Origin of the sequence: Streptomyces sp. NBC_00005, assembly GCF_045160215.1 — a bacterium.
Taxonomy (GTDB): domain Bacteria; phylum Actinomycetota; class Actinomycetes; order Streptomycetales; family Streptomycetaceae; genus Streptomyces.
In genome coordinates, this window is sequence record NZ_CP108316.1 from 10,679,604 (window position 1) to 10,694,473 (window position 14,870).

A 14,870-nucleotide genomic window follows, 5' to 3' on the forward strand; every position below is an offset into this window, starting at 1 on the left:
TGTCGGGCCCTCCCGTTCGCGCGTCCACTTCCAGGGAGTTCTACTTGTCCACGTTCCTGTACCGCCTGGGGAGGTTCTCCTACCGGCGCAAATGGACGGTGATCATCGGCTGGCTCGTCGTGCTGTGCGCCCTCGGTGCGGCGGCCGCCACCCTGATGAAGCCGTTCACCTCCTCCACGAGCATCCCGGGAACCGAGGCCCAGAAGGCCTCCGACGTCCTCGCCAAGGAGTTCCCGTCGGGCAGTGACGGCATCTCCGGGCAGATCGTCTTCCGCGCGCCGCAGGGCGAGACGGTGACGGCCGGTCCGGCGGCCGAGGCGATCCGCACGGCCACCGCCCGGATCGCGAAGACGCCGGGCGTGGAGTCCGTCACGGCGCCCTCGACCGCGGCGGGCAACGTCTCCCGCGACGGCCGTACCGGAATAGGCAAGATCACCTTCACCGCGGAGCAGGTCGCCAAGATCAGCGAGGCCTCGGTCAAGAAGATCGAGGCCGCGGCCGGGCAGGCGCGGTCCGAAGGGCTGACCGTGGCCCTGGGCGGCCAGGCGTTCGATCCCGTGCCGGAGGCCGGCGGAGGTGCCGGAGAGGCGGTCGGTGTGCTGATCACGCTGATCGTCCTGGTCCTGGTGTTCCGCTCGCTGCGCGCCGCCGTCGTCCCGCTGGCCATGGCCATGGTGGGGGTGGCGATGGGCGTCCTCGCGCTGCTGACGCTCACCAGCGTCGTCGACATGGACAGCACCGCGCTGATGCTCGCCCTCATGCTGGGCCTGGCCGTCGGTGTGGACTACGCGCTGTTCATCGTCTCCCGGCACCAGACGCAGGTCAGGGACGGCATGGACCCGGAGGAGTCCGCGGGCCTCGCCGTGGGCACCGCGGGCTCCGCCGTGCTGTTTGCCGGAGCCACGGTGGCCATCGCGCTCGCCGCGCTGACCGTCGTACGGATCCCGTTCCTCGCCGTCATGGGACTCGGCGCCGCCCTCACCGTCGTCATCGCGGTGGTGCTGGCGCTCACCCTGCTGCCCGCCGTCCTCGGCCTCCTCGGCCCGCGCATTGCCTCCAGCCGGATCCCGGCGCTGCGCAGGTCCGCGCGCCGTTCGCTGGACAAGCGGCGGTCCGGTGCGGTCGGCGCCGGTGTGCGCTGGGCGCGGCTGATGGGCCGGCGGCGCTGGTCCGTCCTGGTCCTTGGCGTGGTCGGCCTCGGGGTGCTGGCGGTGCCGGCCGCCGATCTGCGGCTCGGGCTGTCGCTGCCCAGCACCAACGCGGAGGCCGTACGCGCCCAGAAGATGACCGACGACGCGTTCGGACCCGGCTACAGCGGCACGTTGGTCATCCTGGTCCAGGGCGACGGAGCGAAGGCGGCCGAGTCGGCTGCCCAGCAGATCGCGGGCGCGGCTGGCAAGCTGCCCGACGTGGCCTCCGTCGCTCCCGCCAGGCTCAGCGGCAGTGGGAACGCGGCCATGGTCGGCGTCGTACCGAAGAGCGGTCCGCAGTCCGAGCGCACCGAGCAGCTGCTGCACGACATCCGTGCCGCCCGCGACGGCATCGAGAAGTCCACGGACACCGACATCAACGTCACCGGCTCCACCGCCGTCAGCATCGACGTCGCCGCGAAGCTCACCGACGCGCTGCCCGTCTACTGCCTGGTGGTCATGGGCCTCGCGGTCCTTCTGCTGACCCTGGTGTTCCGCTCGATCGCCGTGCCCCTGAAGGCCGCGCTGGGCTTCCTGCTGTCGCTCGGCGGCTCGCTGGGTGTGCTGGTCGCCGTCCTCCAATGGGGCTGGTTCTCCTCGGTACTCGGGACGCAGGCGAGCCCGACCGTGATCAGCTTCCTGCCGATCCTGCTGATCGGCATCCTGTTCGGACTCGCCATGGACTACGAGGTGTTCCTCGTCTCCCGGATGCGCGAGGAGTACTCGCGCGGCAAGAGCCCGGCGGCGGCCATGGTGGACGGCTTCGGGCACGGCTCGAAGGTCGTCACCGCTGCCGCGGTCATCATGGTCAGCGTCTTCGGGTCGTTCGTCTTTGCCGACATGCAGATCACGAAGGGCATGGGTCTGGCCCTGGCGGTCGGCGTCCTGCTCGACGCGTTCGTGGTCCGGATGTGTCTGGTGCCGGCCGCGATGTCCGTCCTGCAGCACGCGGCCTGGTGGCTGCCGCGGTTCCTGCACCGGGTGCTGCCCCATGTCGACGTCGAGGGCGAGCAGTTGACCCGCCGGCAGGCGCGTCCGGCGGAGGCAGGCCAGGAGGACAAGGACCTGCTCGCCTCCCGGTAGTAGTAGGAGGAGGTGGCGGCGGGAACGGGGAGGGCCTCCCCGTTCCCGCCGTCTTTGCTGTTACGGGATCTCCAACTCCCGTGCCTCGCGCCGCAGATCGTCGGCGTCCTCGGCAAGCAGCCAGCCTTCGCCGATGAGTTGGTCGAGGCGCTGCTCGAAGCGCTGGAGGTAGTCGGCGGAGTCCCGGTACAGGTCCCGCAGTTTCGCCGCGTCGAACGGCTCGTCGCTGCCGACCGTCAGATAGCTCGGAGTGCCGTCCGGATTGGTCGGGTTGGGCCGGTAGGTGGAGTGCGGTACGTCCAACTGGGCGGTGCGCACCCCGCCTTGGGTGTTGCCGTGCTCGTCCTTGGCGAAGTAGCCGTCCGGGCCCACCTCCAGACGGTCGGCGCGGGGCGGTACCGTACCGTTCGCCACCCACTCGACCAGATGGTGCAGGCCCATGTTGAACAGCTCGAAGTGCGGCAGGCTGTTCATCTTCGGCCCGAACGTGACGTCGTCGGCGGCGAAGTTGGCCTTCCACAGCGACACGTCGCTGTACGGCGCCTGCCGGGTCCCCATGTGGGGGACACCGGCGAGTTCGTAGAGGCGGTATCGGTCGCCGGGCTTGTCGCTGTCCTCGCGACGGTACCCGCGCCCCTCGTAGCCGGGGACGAACGAGTAGTCGGGGACGGAGACGTCCCCGTCGCTCATGACCTGTACGACCGGTACGTCCACGTCGTGGAAGGGGTCGAGGGGGAAGCCCGAGGGGAAGAAGCCGTCGTAGACGGGCGAGCCGTCGGCGAGGCGCCGCGTGGCGTGGGTGTCGCCGATGTAGGTGGTGGTGACCCAGCCGGTCTGGGAGTGTCCGACGAGGACGACCCGGTCCACCTCCGTCCCCGCGAACGGCCCCTCGGGCGAGCGGAGGGCGGCGCCGACCTGGGCGAGGATCGCGCTCGTGGCCCGGTTGCGGCGCACCAGCTCGGCGAAGAACTTCTTCGACAGCTCACGGTTGCCGAGGTTCACGTTCAGGTCGAAGTCCGCGCTGTCGGGCCCCTCGATGTGCAGGGACCCGTAGCGCCCCGGATCGGACGCCTTCACATGCAGGTCAAGAGTGGTCTTCTGCGCGGTGATCTCCACCCAAGCGTGCCCCGACCGCAGGATGTAGGGCGCGCTGTAGATCCAGATCGGCGCGATCCCGTGGACGTGCAGCGGCTCGGCGATCACGGTGCCGCTGAAACGTGCCCGGTCCCGGGGGCGCCGTACGAGCACCGTCGTCGCGTAGGCGTGGCCGTCCTCCTCACCGGTGGCGATCCACTCCTCCTCGACATAGTCGTACGTGTCGAGGGAGGGGACGTGGGTGCCGTAGGGGGAGAACGGCGGCGAGTCGCCGTCCGGCGATCGGCGCAGTACGGCGGGAACTACGGCTTCCATAGCGCTCCTTGACGGTTCGTCAGCGGGGGATGATCGGGAGGATCAGGCGGGAGGGGCGCAGTTCGTCGTGGAAGACGCGCTGGATCGCCGGGACCGTCTTGTCGGTGGTGGCGTGGGTGATGCGCTCACCCGTGTTCGGGTTCAGGTCGAAGGTGGGGAACTCGCTGGAGGAGATGTCGAGTCGGATGCTGTGTCCGGCCTTGAAGACGGTGCTTGTCGACCAGAGGCTGATCTCGTAGTGGTACGGCGTCCCCGGCGTCCGGGGTTCCTTCACGCCGTGTCCCGTGCGGACGACGCCCTGGCAGACGGGGACGGCGGTGCCGTCGGGGAAGACGTCGATCAGCTTCGCCGTGAAGTCGGTGTTCTCCACGGACGACGACGCCCACAGCTCCAGATTCACCGGACCCGTGACCTCAACGTCGTTCTCCAGCGGGGGAGTTGAGTAGACGAGGACGTCGGGTCGGTCGGCCACCGCTTCGAGGTCGACGGGGTCGTTGTACGTCGCGCCCGTCCGGAGCGAGCCGGGCACCGGGTCGCTGGGGTCGTACACGTATTGGTCCGGCTGTTCATCGGCGGGCGCCTGGGTCGACAGGCTCCGGACGTCGTCGGCGTGGAGGTAGTACGGGGTCCACCAGGTCCGGGCCAGCGGCCATTCCTGCTCCTCGCGCCAGACGTTGTCGCCCATCACGTACAGCCGGACCGGCGGCTCCTCCCGCTGGTAGTCCGGGAGTTCGCCCTTGAGGTGGTGGGCGAAGAACCGCATCACCGGGGCGTCGGGGCCGAAGTCGACGAACATTCCGGCGTTCTGGTCGGCGTCGGGCCGGACCTGCGCGCAGTTGTGGTTCCAGGGGCCGACGACCAGGCGCTGTGTCTCGCGGGTCCGCTCGGTGGCGCCGTCGTGGGCCAGGGCGGTGTAGGCGTCCAGGTTGCCCTTGGCGAAGAAGTCGTACCAGCCGGCCAGATGGAAGACCGGCAGGTCGATGTCGTCGGCGTGGGCGGCGGCGCTGATCCGCTGCCAGTACGGGTCGCTGCCGTCGTCGTGGTCGCAGTGGTCGCGGAACCACGGTGCCAGCTCCCGCAGTTGCGCGACGTCCCGCAGCGGGCGGTGGCCGAGCATGGTGCGGGTGTCCTCCAGCTCCAGCCGGATCAGCTCGGCAAGTTTCGCCGGGTCGCCGAAGCTTCCCTCGTCCATGAGCCGGCCGCCGGCGGCGAAGCCGGGCAGCGGTGACGGTACGCCCCGGCGGTCGGCCTCCTCCGTGGTCATGAGGCCGCTCCAGCTCAGCGCGAGGCCGAGGTGGAGCACGCCGGGTGCGTAGTACCAGGTGCTGTCGCTCCAGTCCCAACTGCACGTGAACGGCGCGAGCGCGGTCAGGTGGGGCGGTCGGCCGATGGCGGCGGCCCACTGCGAGAAACCGCTGTAGGACATGCCCCACATGCCCACCTTGCCGCTCGACCACGGCTGGGCCGCCGCCCACTCGACGGCGTCGTAACCGTCCTCCACATCCGGTACGAACGGATAGAACTCGCCCTCGGAGCCGAACCGGCCCCGACAGCTCTGCACGATCACGGCATAGCCCTGCCGGGCGATGAGCTGCGCGAACATCGCCGAGATGCCGTCGCGGGGGGTATACGGGTAGCGCTGGAGCAGTACCGGGTAGGGGCCGGGTCCGGCCGGTCGGAAGATGTCCGTGCGCAGGCGGACGCCGTCGCGCATCGGGACCATCACGTCGTTCTCGACTACGAGTTCAGCGGTGTCGGCCACATCAGCCATGTCTCTGTGCCCTTTCACGTCGATCCGTGGTGTGCGGTCAGCGCAGGGCGCTGCCGATGCTGATCCCGCCGTCCACGTCGAGGACCACGCCCGTCACGTACCGGGCCGCCTCCGAACACAGATAGGCAGCGGCCTCGGCGATGTCCGTGGGGTCGCCGATGTGCCCCATGGGCACCCTGGCGGCGAGCTTGGCGCGGCCGGCGGCGTTCATCGAGGCCAGCATCGGGGTGTCGATGAGGCCGGGTGCGATGGCGTTCGACGTCACGCCGTGCGGGGCGCCCTCGAGGGCGATCGTGCGGGCCATGCCCACCACACCGGCCTTCGCGGCCGCGTAGTTGACCTGCCCGAAGTTGCCACGCCAGGACATGGAGGAGAAGGACAGGATCCGGCCGTAACCCTGCCCTTTCATCTGCGGGAACACCGCCCGGCAGCAGTGGAACATGCCCCGCAGGCTGACATCGACGACGGCGTCCCACTCGTCGTCGGTCATCCGCTCCAGGCGGTTGTCCCGGATCACCCCGGCGTTGTTGACGAGGACGTCCGCGCGGCCGAAGGCATCCACCGTGCCGGCCACCCACTCGTCGACCTGCTCGGCGTCGGCCACGTCCACGACCGAGGTGCGCACGTCGACGCTGCCGCACTGTTCGGCGGTCTCCTTCACCGAGGCGTCGTTGACATCGCACAACGCCAACCGGGCGCCCTCGGAAGCGAATCGGAGGGCCATGGCACGGCCCAGGCCCTGCCCGGCACCGGTGATCAGGACGACTCGGTCTGCATAACGTCGCACTGTGCTACCTCACGGCTCGCTGGTCGAAGAAATGGGTGAGCTTGGCGGCGATGTCCTGCTCGCGCCAGTGTTCGGCGAACACGTCCAGCTCCTGCAACAGGGCCTCCGGGACACCAGGGTCGGCGAGCAGCTGCTTCAACCAGGCCTGGCCGGGCGGCAGTCCGGAGAAGGACCGGGCCACGGCCGTGACGGTGGCCTCGAACTCCTCTTCCTCGGAGACGGCTTGGACGAAGCCGCTGGGCACGAAGTGTTCTGCGGGCAGCAGTTCACCGGTGAGCATCAGACGCCGGGCCAGTGGCTCGCCCACCTTGCGGGGGAGTCGTACGCTCGAACCGGCCCCGGGCAGCAGGCCGTTGCGGATGTGCCCGTCGCCGATGACCGTGCCCGCCCGGGCCACGACCGCGTCGCAGGCGAGCGCCAACTCCAGGCCGCCGGCGACCACATGGCCGTGCACGGCGGCGATGACGGGCTTCGGTGCCACCTCCAGCCGGGTGAAGCATTCGGAGACCGTGCCGAGGAACGCCAGGGGATCGCCGCCCGTGCGGGCCAGTTCCAGCAGGTGGCGCAGATCGGCTCCGGCGCAGAAGCTCGGGCCGTTCCCGGAGATCACCACGGCCTCGGTGTCCGGGTCCCGCATCGCGTCCGCGACGGCGGCGTCGAGGGACTCGATCAGGTCCGGGTTGATCGAGTTCCGGCTCTCGGGCCGGTTGAGCCGGATCCGGCGGACGGCGCCGGTCTGCTCGCTGAGTACCGCTGTGGTCACGCGTGTGCCCCTGGGTCGGTCTGGCGCTGCTGGCGCAGCACGAATCGCTGGATCTTTCCGCTGGGTGTCTTCGGCAGCTGGTCGGCGAAGTGCACCGTGCGGGGGTAGGCATGGGCGGCGAAGCGCTTCTTCACCAACTGCTGGAGTTCGACGGCCAGTTGCTCGGAAGCTTCCGCACCGTCCTGGAGGACGACGAAGGCCTCCAGCACCTCGCCGCGGACCTCGTCGGGTGCCGCGATCACCGCGCACTCGACCACCGCCGGGTGGGTGACCAGGACGGACTCGACATCGAAGGGACCGATGCGGTACCCGGCCATGATGATCACGTCGTCGTCCCGGGAGGAGAAGTGGAAGTAGCCCTCGTCGTCCACCCGTCCGACGTCACCGGTGTAGTACCAGCGGCCGTCGGCGCTGAACTTCTCCGCGCTCTTCGCCGGATCGCCCTCGTACCCGCGGAACCAGGCCAGCGGACTCGCCGCGAGGTCGGCGGCGATACGGCCGACCGTGTCGACCGGCGCGATCTCGTCCCGGTCCTCGTACAGCACGTGCAGGCTCCACCCGGGCATCGGATGCCCCATGGACCCCGGCCGCACCGGGCGTCGTAGCGCCGGGAGCTGGTGGTTGTTGATCAGCATGCCCGCCTCGGTCTGCCCGTAGTGGTCATGCACCTGGATGCCGAACGCCTCCTCGGCCCAGGCGTTGACCTCGGGCGTCAGCGGCTCACCCGCACTGGACGCGCACCGCAGCGCGAGACCGTCCGGCACCGGGACACCAGAGGCGCGCAGCGACCGATAGACGGTGGGCGCGGCGGTGAAGTTGGTGACCTTGAGGTCGTCCATCACCCGCCAGGTCAGCTCGGCGGAGAACCCGGAGTGCAGCAGCACGCTGGGCACTCCCAGGCTCAGCGAGGCGATCACGCCGAAGTAGAGCCCGTACGCCCAGCCGGGGTCGGCGGCGTTCCAGAAGACGTCGTCCCCGGTCGCCCCGCAGCCGAACTCGGCGTAGAGCCGGAAGCCCGCGATGGCCGACGTGGGCACGACGACGCCCTTGGGGCGGCCCGTCGTACCGGACGTGAAGATGTGCACGAGCGGCGCGTCCCCGCCCAGGGCGGCGGCGGGCAGGCCGGGAGCGTGCGCGTCGAGCAGCTCGGCGAAGCGGAGATCGCCGGACCGGTCGGCACCGTCGCCTGGCCGGCCAGGGCCGCCGCTGACGACGACACGCCACTTCGCGTCGGCCGGGATGTCCTCGCCCGGTTCGAGCTTCGCCCGCTGCGTCTCGTCGCAGATGACGACCTTGGCGTCGCTGGCCAGCAGACGCAGGGCGATCGCAGGGGGCGCGAAGGCGGTGAACAGCGGCACCGTCACCGCGCCGAGCCGCCAGGTGGCGAGCAGCGCGACGAGGTAGTCGACGCTCTTGCCCATCAGCGTCGCCACCCGGTCGCCCGGTCCGACACCGAGTTCGGCCAGGGCGGCGGCGAACCGCTCGGACTCGGTCTGCAGCCGGCCGTACGTGAGCACGGTGGCCGACAGGTCCGGCTCCACGACCGTGTAGGCGACGGCGTCGGACGGATGCCCGTCGCAGAGCAGGTGGGCGACGCTCGCGTGCGGGTCGCTGTAGAGGGTGACCAGCTCTTGGACCCGGTCGAGCGGGTCGGCGGCAGAGCGGGGATCGGAGAGGGCCATCGATTGCCTCATAACGGAACGACGAAGGCGACCTTCGATGTGCGGGTACGATTTCGCGTACGTTAGTACTCTGTGAAGTATTCATCAAGGGTGTGCGCAGCGACGACCCTGATGAGTGTGTGTACGGCGTGGTGGAGGCGCCGCCCGCCGGTCAGCGAGCGGTCTTGGAGACCGCCCCGAGGACGAGATCGCTCAGCTCGACGAAGGCATCCCCCGAGGACAGACCCGTCGAGACGAGCAGCTCACGGCTGTGGATGCCGTCGATCAGCAGCCCCACGGCCTGGCTGACGAACTCGGCGTGCACCGCGCGGAAGTCGCCCGACTCCACGCCCGCGTGGATCATCCCGCGCACCCGGCTCGTCGCGGCCAGCGAGTTGACCGTGTAGATCTCCCGGGTCAGGTCGTCGTCGAGCATGTCCTCGTAGCAGGCGACCGACATACGGCGCATCTGGTGGCCCACGGCCGCCAGATACGTGGCGATCTGCTGGGCGGGGTCCGCGACCTCGGCGACCTCCTTCTCCACCCGCTCCGCCGCGTCGTGGAAGAAGCTCTTGAGCGCGGTCGCCACGAGGTGGTGGCGGTTGGAGGAGATCGCGTACAGGGTGGACTTCGAGCACTGCAGCCGGGCGGCGAGCGTGTCGACGGTCAGCCCGGCGAAGCCCTCCGCCAGGACGATCGCCTGGAGCCGCCCCAGCAGCTCGTCCCGCCGGTCGTCGTCGAGGCGCTTGCGACCGGTACCGGCCGCGCGCCGACCGGTCCGCGAGCCGGTCCGCGCGGCAGTGCCACTCCCCACCGGGGACGAACTGTTCGGGTACGACGTCATGCCTCATCGTACTGTGAGGCCCCGCAGGCATGATCGAGAACGACGGACTCACCCCTTGCCCGGTGTCGCACAGCTGAGCCCGTGGCCGTACTCGAACACGGCGTCCGTTCCGTCGCTCGGCACGTCGGACCGCTGTCGTTCCACGTCGGCCATCGAGCGGGGCAGCTGGAACGGCAGCCTGCCCTCGGGGGCTCGCCGGCCGAACAGCACGTCGAGCAGCGGGCCGTCGCCCGTGCCGTAGTTCCCGACCAGGGCGGCCGCCGCGTCGGCGATCTCCGGGATCACGGCGGCGCGTTCCAGGTAGATGTCGACGACGGTGGGCACCTTTGCGCACACGACGAGGACAGGATCGAGTTCGTCCGCGTCGAAGGCGAGGCGGCCGGCGTGGAAGTACCTCTCCAGAGGGCCGGTGCGCTCGTCGTAGGGGGTGCGCAGCCGCAGGATCGCCACGTCGGCCTCCTCGGGGGCGGCCACGACGGTGCCGTACTCGGCGGCGGTCCCGGGGTCGACGCCCTCGACGTAGACGCGGGTGCCCTCGGCGAGCGGGAGCAGGGCGTTCGTGTTCTTGAGGAGAGTAAGGGAACGGCTCTGCGTGCTCCGTCCGGCCTGAACCGCCTCTGGCGTTCCCACGATCGAAGCGGCGGCGTCGATATCCACGAACGGGTTCTCGAACAGGCCGAGGACGAACTTCTCGCGCAGCAGGCGCCGTACGGAGGTGTCGATGCGTTCCTCGGACACCTTGCCCGCGCGGACCAGGTCGACGACCAGATCGGGGGAGGACTCGCCGCCGAACTGGTCGCAGCCGGCCTCGATGACCTTCAACGTCCGCTCGGACGGGGTGAGTTCCTCGACGCCCCAGGCCCGGGCCTCGCCGTAGACCGTGTCGTTGAGCAGGCTCCAGTCGGTGCAGACGATGCCGTCGAAGCCGAGCTTTTCGCGCAACAGGCCCGTGATCACACCCTTGTTGAAGCCGAAGCCGACAGCCTCCATGTCGGTGTCCACCGGCATGCCGTAGTAGGGCATCATCTGCGAGGTGCCGGCCTCCAGGGCCTTGAGGAAGGGCGCGAGGTGGAGGTCGAACATCCCGCCGGGATAGACCTGTTCGCGTCCGTGCGGGAAGTGCGGGTCCTCGCCGTCCTTCTGCGGTCCGCCACCGGGGAAGTGCTTGGTCATCGCCGCGACCGAGTGCGGGCCGAGGACCTCGCCCTGAAGCCCCTTGATGTAGGCGGCGGCCAGGCGGCCGGTGAGGTCTGCGTTCTCGCCGAAGGTGCCGCTGGTCCGGGACCAGCGCGGTTCGGTGGCCAGGTCGATCTGCGGGTGCAGGGCGACCCGGATGCCGACGGCGAGGTACTCGCGCCGCACCACATCGGCGAACTGACGCACCGTCTCCTCGTCGCCGATCGCGGCGAGGCCGGTAGTCTCCGGGAACTGGGCGAAGCCCCGGGCCGTCGTCGACATGGCCCAGTTCTCGGTGAAGTGGTGGCGCGGGTCGCTGGACAGGGTCACGGGGATGCCGAGGCGCGTGGACAGCGCCACCTCCTGGAGGCGGTTGTGCCAGGCCGCGATCTCCTCGGGTTCGGCGGCGCCGACCAGGTTGAAGTGGTTCATGTGCCGGTTCTCGACCATGTCGCGCACCGGTTCGCCCCACTGCATCCGCGCGGCGTCCTCGATGAACTCACCAGCGGGGCCCATGACGCCCTGGCTGTGGAACATCAGCCCGGCCTTCTCCTCCAGCGTCATCCGGCCCAGGAGGTCCTCGACGCCGTCCGCGACCGGGAGGGACGGGTCTTCGTACGGGGCCGTGGCACCCCCGCGGAAGCGGTGGCGGGGTGAGACGGCGGCCGGGCTTGTGCGGGTCAATTCCCTGTCTCCTTCACGGGTGTTCCGTTGTCTCGTCGACGGGTGGTGAGTCGCAGCACGCTTCCTTCTCCGTTCGCCGACAGGAGGAGGGAGCCGTCCGGGTCCACGGCCAGTCCGGCGAACTGGCGCGGCGGACCGGCGGGAGGCGAGACCGGCCCCGGGTGGGGGCGGGCGATTCCCGGGGGCAGGCCGACCGCCAGGTCCTCGGCCTCGATGTGGCTCTCCCCGGTGATGAGGGAGATCGCCCGTAGCCGGCGGTGCTCGACCTCGATCGTGAAGAGTTCGTCGTCGAGTACGGCGAGCCCCTGGGGCGCGCCCAATCCGTCCGCGACGGTCACCGCCTCCCCGGCGTCGATGCGGAGCACCGCACCGAGCCGGTCGTCGCTGACGTAACAGGTCGTGTCGTCGAAGGCCACGTCCACGGGGTGGGTGAGTCCCTCGGCGAGCACCGTCAGGGTGTCGGTCTCGTCGATCCGTACGACGCGGCCCGCGCCGGACTCGGCGACGACGAGCGAGCCGTCCGGCGCGACGGCGAGTCCGCCGGGCTCGTTCAGGCCGGTCGCGCGTACTCGTGCGGTGTCGTGCGCGGGGTCCTCGGTGCGGACCTCGCCGAACTGCGAGGTCACGTGCAGGAGTCCGTCGTCCGCGGTGACGCCGTGAACGAAGGGCATCAACGCCCGGGTGGCGCCGCCGGGTTGGTCCGTGGGGGAGCCGGTCAGACGGGCCAGGCGGTAGTGGTCGGCCGCGTGGACCGTGCCGCCGAGGTCGACGGTGATCCCGTACGGGCCGGCGAGGCCGCGCGGCACGATCTCGCGGGTCCGGCCGTCGGCGTGCATCTCCGTGACGCCGCCGCTGGCGAAGCTGGAGACGTACATACGGTTCTCCGCGTCGAAGGCCGCGTTGTCGAGACCCGCGACGCCGGAGGTGACGACCGACCGGTCACCGGTGGCGAGGTCGATACGGGTAACGATGCCGGCGATGCCCCGGGACAGGACGGTCAGGGTGCCTCCCTGGTCGAAGCGGACCGCGACCGGGTCGTGCACGTCCGTCGCGAACAGCTCGGGTGTGCCGCCGTCCGGGGGGATGCGCCAGACCTGGTTGTCCATCATGTGCGGGTAGTACAGGTAGCCGTCCGGGCCGAGTTGCATGGCGTTGCCGAAGGCCAGACCATCGGTCAGGACGACCGGGTCGCCGCCGTCCGGGAACAGCTCCAGCAGCTGGCCGTTCATCGCCATCTCGTTGACGAAGAGACGGTCCCCGATGCAGGTGATGCCGTTCGGTGCCCGGAGCGAGTCGGAGACCAGGCCGTATTCGCCCGACGGGCTACGGCGCCACACGCGGCCCGGCGTCAGATCGGTGATGTACATCGAGCCGTCCGCGCCGAAGGCGAGGTCGTCCGGCGCCTGGACGGGACTGTCGAGTTCCACCACGACCTCGACGTCGGCGGACGCGGGATCCACCGCGCTGATCTGCCCGGCGAGGAACTGCGCCACGTACAGCCGGCCGTCGGGCCCGAACGTGACACCGTTGGCGCCCCACAGGCGGTTGGGCGGGTTGAGCCTGCGCACGTCGAAGCGCTCGCTCGTCGGCCTCCGCAGGCCGGTGTCGTCGAAGCGATTGGGGTGCATCAACGCTCCCTGGTCCGTGGGTGGTTGACCGGAACCGCCGGGCGGGTCATCCGACGACGACCTCGTCCATGCCGCCCTCCGCGCGCCAGCGCCTGAGCAGTTCGTGGAAGGCGACAGGACCGTCGCCGAACGTCTCGCTGCGCTGCCTTGGCATGCCCTCGTTGTTGTAGTAGCCGGGCGTGCACTCGGCCTGGAACTTGTGCAGGCTGTGCGCCTTCTCGTGGATCGTGGTGACCCAGGCGGCCTCGGCGTCGACGCTCGGTTCGACGTGGCGGGCCTGGCGTTTGTGGGCCTCGGCGAGGACCGCGGCGACATGGATGGCCTGCTCGTCGAGGATGTGGACGAAGTTCACGGAAGCGGCGTTCTGCACCGGGCCGAGATGGAAGAGGTTGGGGAAGCCGTGGCTGTACAGGCCGTGGAGCGTCCTCGGACCGTCCTTCCACCGCTCGGCGAAGGTGACACCGTCCCGGCCGTGGACCTGGAGTTCGCCGGACAGGATCCCCGAGACACCCACCTCGAAACCGGTGGCGAGGACGACACAGTCGACCTCGTACTCGGTGCCGCCGACGACCAGCGCGTTCTCCGTGACGCGCTCCACACCACCGTGGTCGGCCGTGTCCACCAGGGTGACGTTCGGCCGGTTGAAGGTCTGTAAGTAGGTGTCGCTGAACGTGGGCCGCTTGCACATGTAGCGGTACCAGGGCTTCAGCGCCTCGGCCGTGGCCGGGTCGTCGACGAGGTCGTCCACGCGGGCGCGGAGTTCGTTCATCTTCTGGAAGTCGGCCAGTTCGCCGAGGCGTTCGCGCTCCTCGGCCGGGAGGTGGGCGTAGCTGTCGGTCGGGACGAGGTTCTGCAACAGCCGGGCGCTCGCGGTCCAGCCGTCGTTCACCAGGTCCCGCTCCACCTGACCGCCGCTGACGAGCGAGAGGAAGTTGTCCCTGCGGCGCCGCGACCAGCCGGGGGTCAAGGACTGCGCCCATGTGGGGTCCGTACGGCGGTTGGCGCGTACGTCGACCGAGGACGGGGTGCGCTGGAAGACGTACAACTCCCGTGCGTCGTGGCCGAGATGGGGCACGATCTGGATGGCGGTCGCGCCGGTGCCGATGACGGCCACGCGCTTGTCGGCCAGCTTGTGGAGGCCCCCGTCCGCGTCACCACCGGTGTAGGCGTAGTCCCAGCGGCTCGTGTGGAACATGTGCCCCTTGAACGTCTCGATGCCGGGGATGCCGGGAAGCTTGGGCAGGCTGAGCGTGCCGCTGGACACCACGACATGGCGCGCCCGCATCCGGTCGCCGCGGTCGGTGAAGACGATCCACTCCGACTCGCCCTCGTCCCACCGCAGTTCGGTCGCCCGGGTCCCGAAGCAGGCGTCGCGATAGAGGTCGAAGTGCCGGCCGATGGCCCGGGCGTGCTGCCGGATCTCCTCACCCGGCGCGTACCGCCACGCCGGGACGTGCCCGATCTCTTCGAGCAGCGGCATGTAGACATACGACTCGATGTCGCAGTGCACGCCCGGGTAGCGGTTCCAGTACCAGGTGCCGCCGAAGTCCGCGGCCTGCTCGATCATCCGGATGTCCTGCACGCCGGCCTGCCGCAGGCGGGCACCGGTGAGCAGACCACCGAAGCCACCGCCGATGACGGCCACTTCGACCCGGTCGTACAGCGGCTTGCGGGTCGACTCGGGGTCCGCGTACGGGTCTCGGGCGTACGTCTCCAACTCGCCCGTGACACGTCGGTATTGGCCGGTGCCGTCGGGGCGGATCCGGCGGTCGCGTTCGGCCCGGTACCGGGCGCGCAGTGCTTCCGGGTCGAAACCGAGCTGGTCCTGTGCTGTGGGGGCGGGCGGCTGGTGGGGGGTGACCATGGGGCCTCT

General features: G+C 70.1%; 10 protein-coding genes. 1 reads left to right on the forward strand and 9 read right to left on the reverse strand.

The window, feature by feature from the left end; translation table 11 throughout:
• Positions 1–44 precede the first annotated feature (44 nt).
• Positions 45–2,273, forward strand: coding sequence for an MMPL family transporter (locus tag OG303_RS48840; RefSeq protein ID WP_405876500.1), 2,229 nt, complete (start codon positions 45–47; stop codon positions 2,271–2,273).
• Positions 2,274–2,333: 60 nt separating this feature from the next.
• On the opposite strand, the gene OG303_RS48845 is transcribed toward OG303_RS48840, so the two are convergent.
• The 9 genes from OG303_RS48845 to OG303_RS48885 all read right to left on the reverse strand — a co-directional run bounded on the left by OG303_RS48845 (position 2,334) and on the right by OG303_RS48885 (position 14,861).
• A complete protein-coding gene (locus tag OG303_RS48845) occupies positions 2,334–3,683 on the reverse strand; it encodes an alpha/beta hydrolase domain-containing protein (RefSeq protein ID WP_405876501.1) in 1,350 nt (449 codons plus the stop codon).
• A gap of 19 nt (positions 3,684–3,702) precedes the next feature.
• Positions 3,703–5,454 carry a CocE/NonD family hydrolase gene (locus OG303_RS48850; RefSeq protein WP_405876502.1) on the reverse strand — a complete coding sequence of 584 codons (1,752 nt, stop codon included), beginning with the start codon at positions 5,452–5,454 and terminating at the stop codon, positions 3,703–3,705.
• Between the two features lie 37 nt (positions 5,455–5,491).
• Positions 5,492–6,241 (reverse strand): SDR family oxidoreductase, encoded by a 750-nt coding sequence (locus OG303_RS48855; protein WP_405876503.1) that lies wholly within the window; start codon positions 6,239–6,241, stop codon positions 5,492–5,494.
• A gap of 4 nt (positions 6,242–6,245) precedes the next feature.
• A complete protein-coding gene (locus OG303_RS48860; protein WP_405876504.1) occupies positions 6,246–7,004 on the reverse strand; it encodes an enoyl-CoA hydratase/isomerase family protein in 759 nt (252 codons plus the stop codon).
• Positions 7,001–8,686 carry an AMP-binding protein gene (locus OG303_RS48865; RefSeq protein ID WP_405876505.1) on the reverse strand — a complete coding sequence of 562 codons (1,686 nt, stop codon included), beginning with the start codon at positions 8,684–8,686 and terminating at the stop codon, positions 7,001–7,003. The genes OG303_RS48860 and OG303_RS48865 overlap by 4 nt, the downstream gene beginning before the upstream one ends.
• 151 nt (positions 8,687–8,837) lie before the next feature.
• Positions 8,838–9,509, reverse strand: a complete 672-nt coding sequence (locus OG303_RS48870; RefSeq protein WP_405876506.1) for a TetR/AcrR family transcriptional regulator — start codon at positions 9,507–9,509, stop codon at positions 8,838–8,840.
• A gap of 48 nt (positions 9,510–9,557) precedes the next feature.
• Complete coding sequence (locus tag OG303_RS48875; protein WP_405876507.1) at positions 9,558–11,369, reverse strand: glycoside hydrolase family 3 protein; 1,812 nt, start codon at positions 11,367–11,369, stop codon at positions 9,558–9,560.
• Positions 11,366–12,997, reverse strand: coding sequence for a hypothetical protein (locus OG303_RS48880; protein WP_405876508.1), 1,632 nt, complete (start codon positions 12,995–12,997; stop codon positions 11,366–11,368). The genes OG303_RS48875 and OG303_RS48880 overlap by 4 nt, the downstream gene beginning before the upstream one ends.
• Positions 12,998–13,043: 46 nt before the next feature.
• The gene (locus OG303_RS48885; protein ID WP_405876509.1) at positions 13,044–14,861 is read right to left on the reverse strand and encodes a flavin-containing monooxygenase; all 1,818 of its coding nucleotides are present in this window, start codon (positions 14,859–14,861) and stop codon (positions 13,044–13,046) included.
• Between the last annotated feature and the right edge of the window lie 9 nt (positions 14,862–14,870).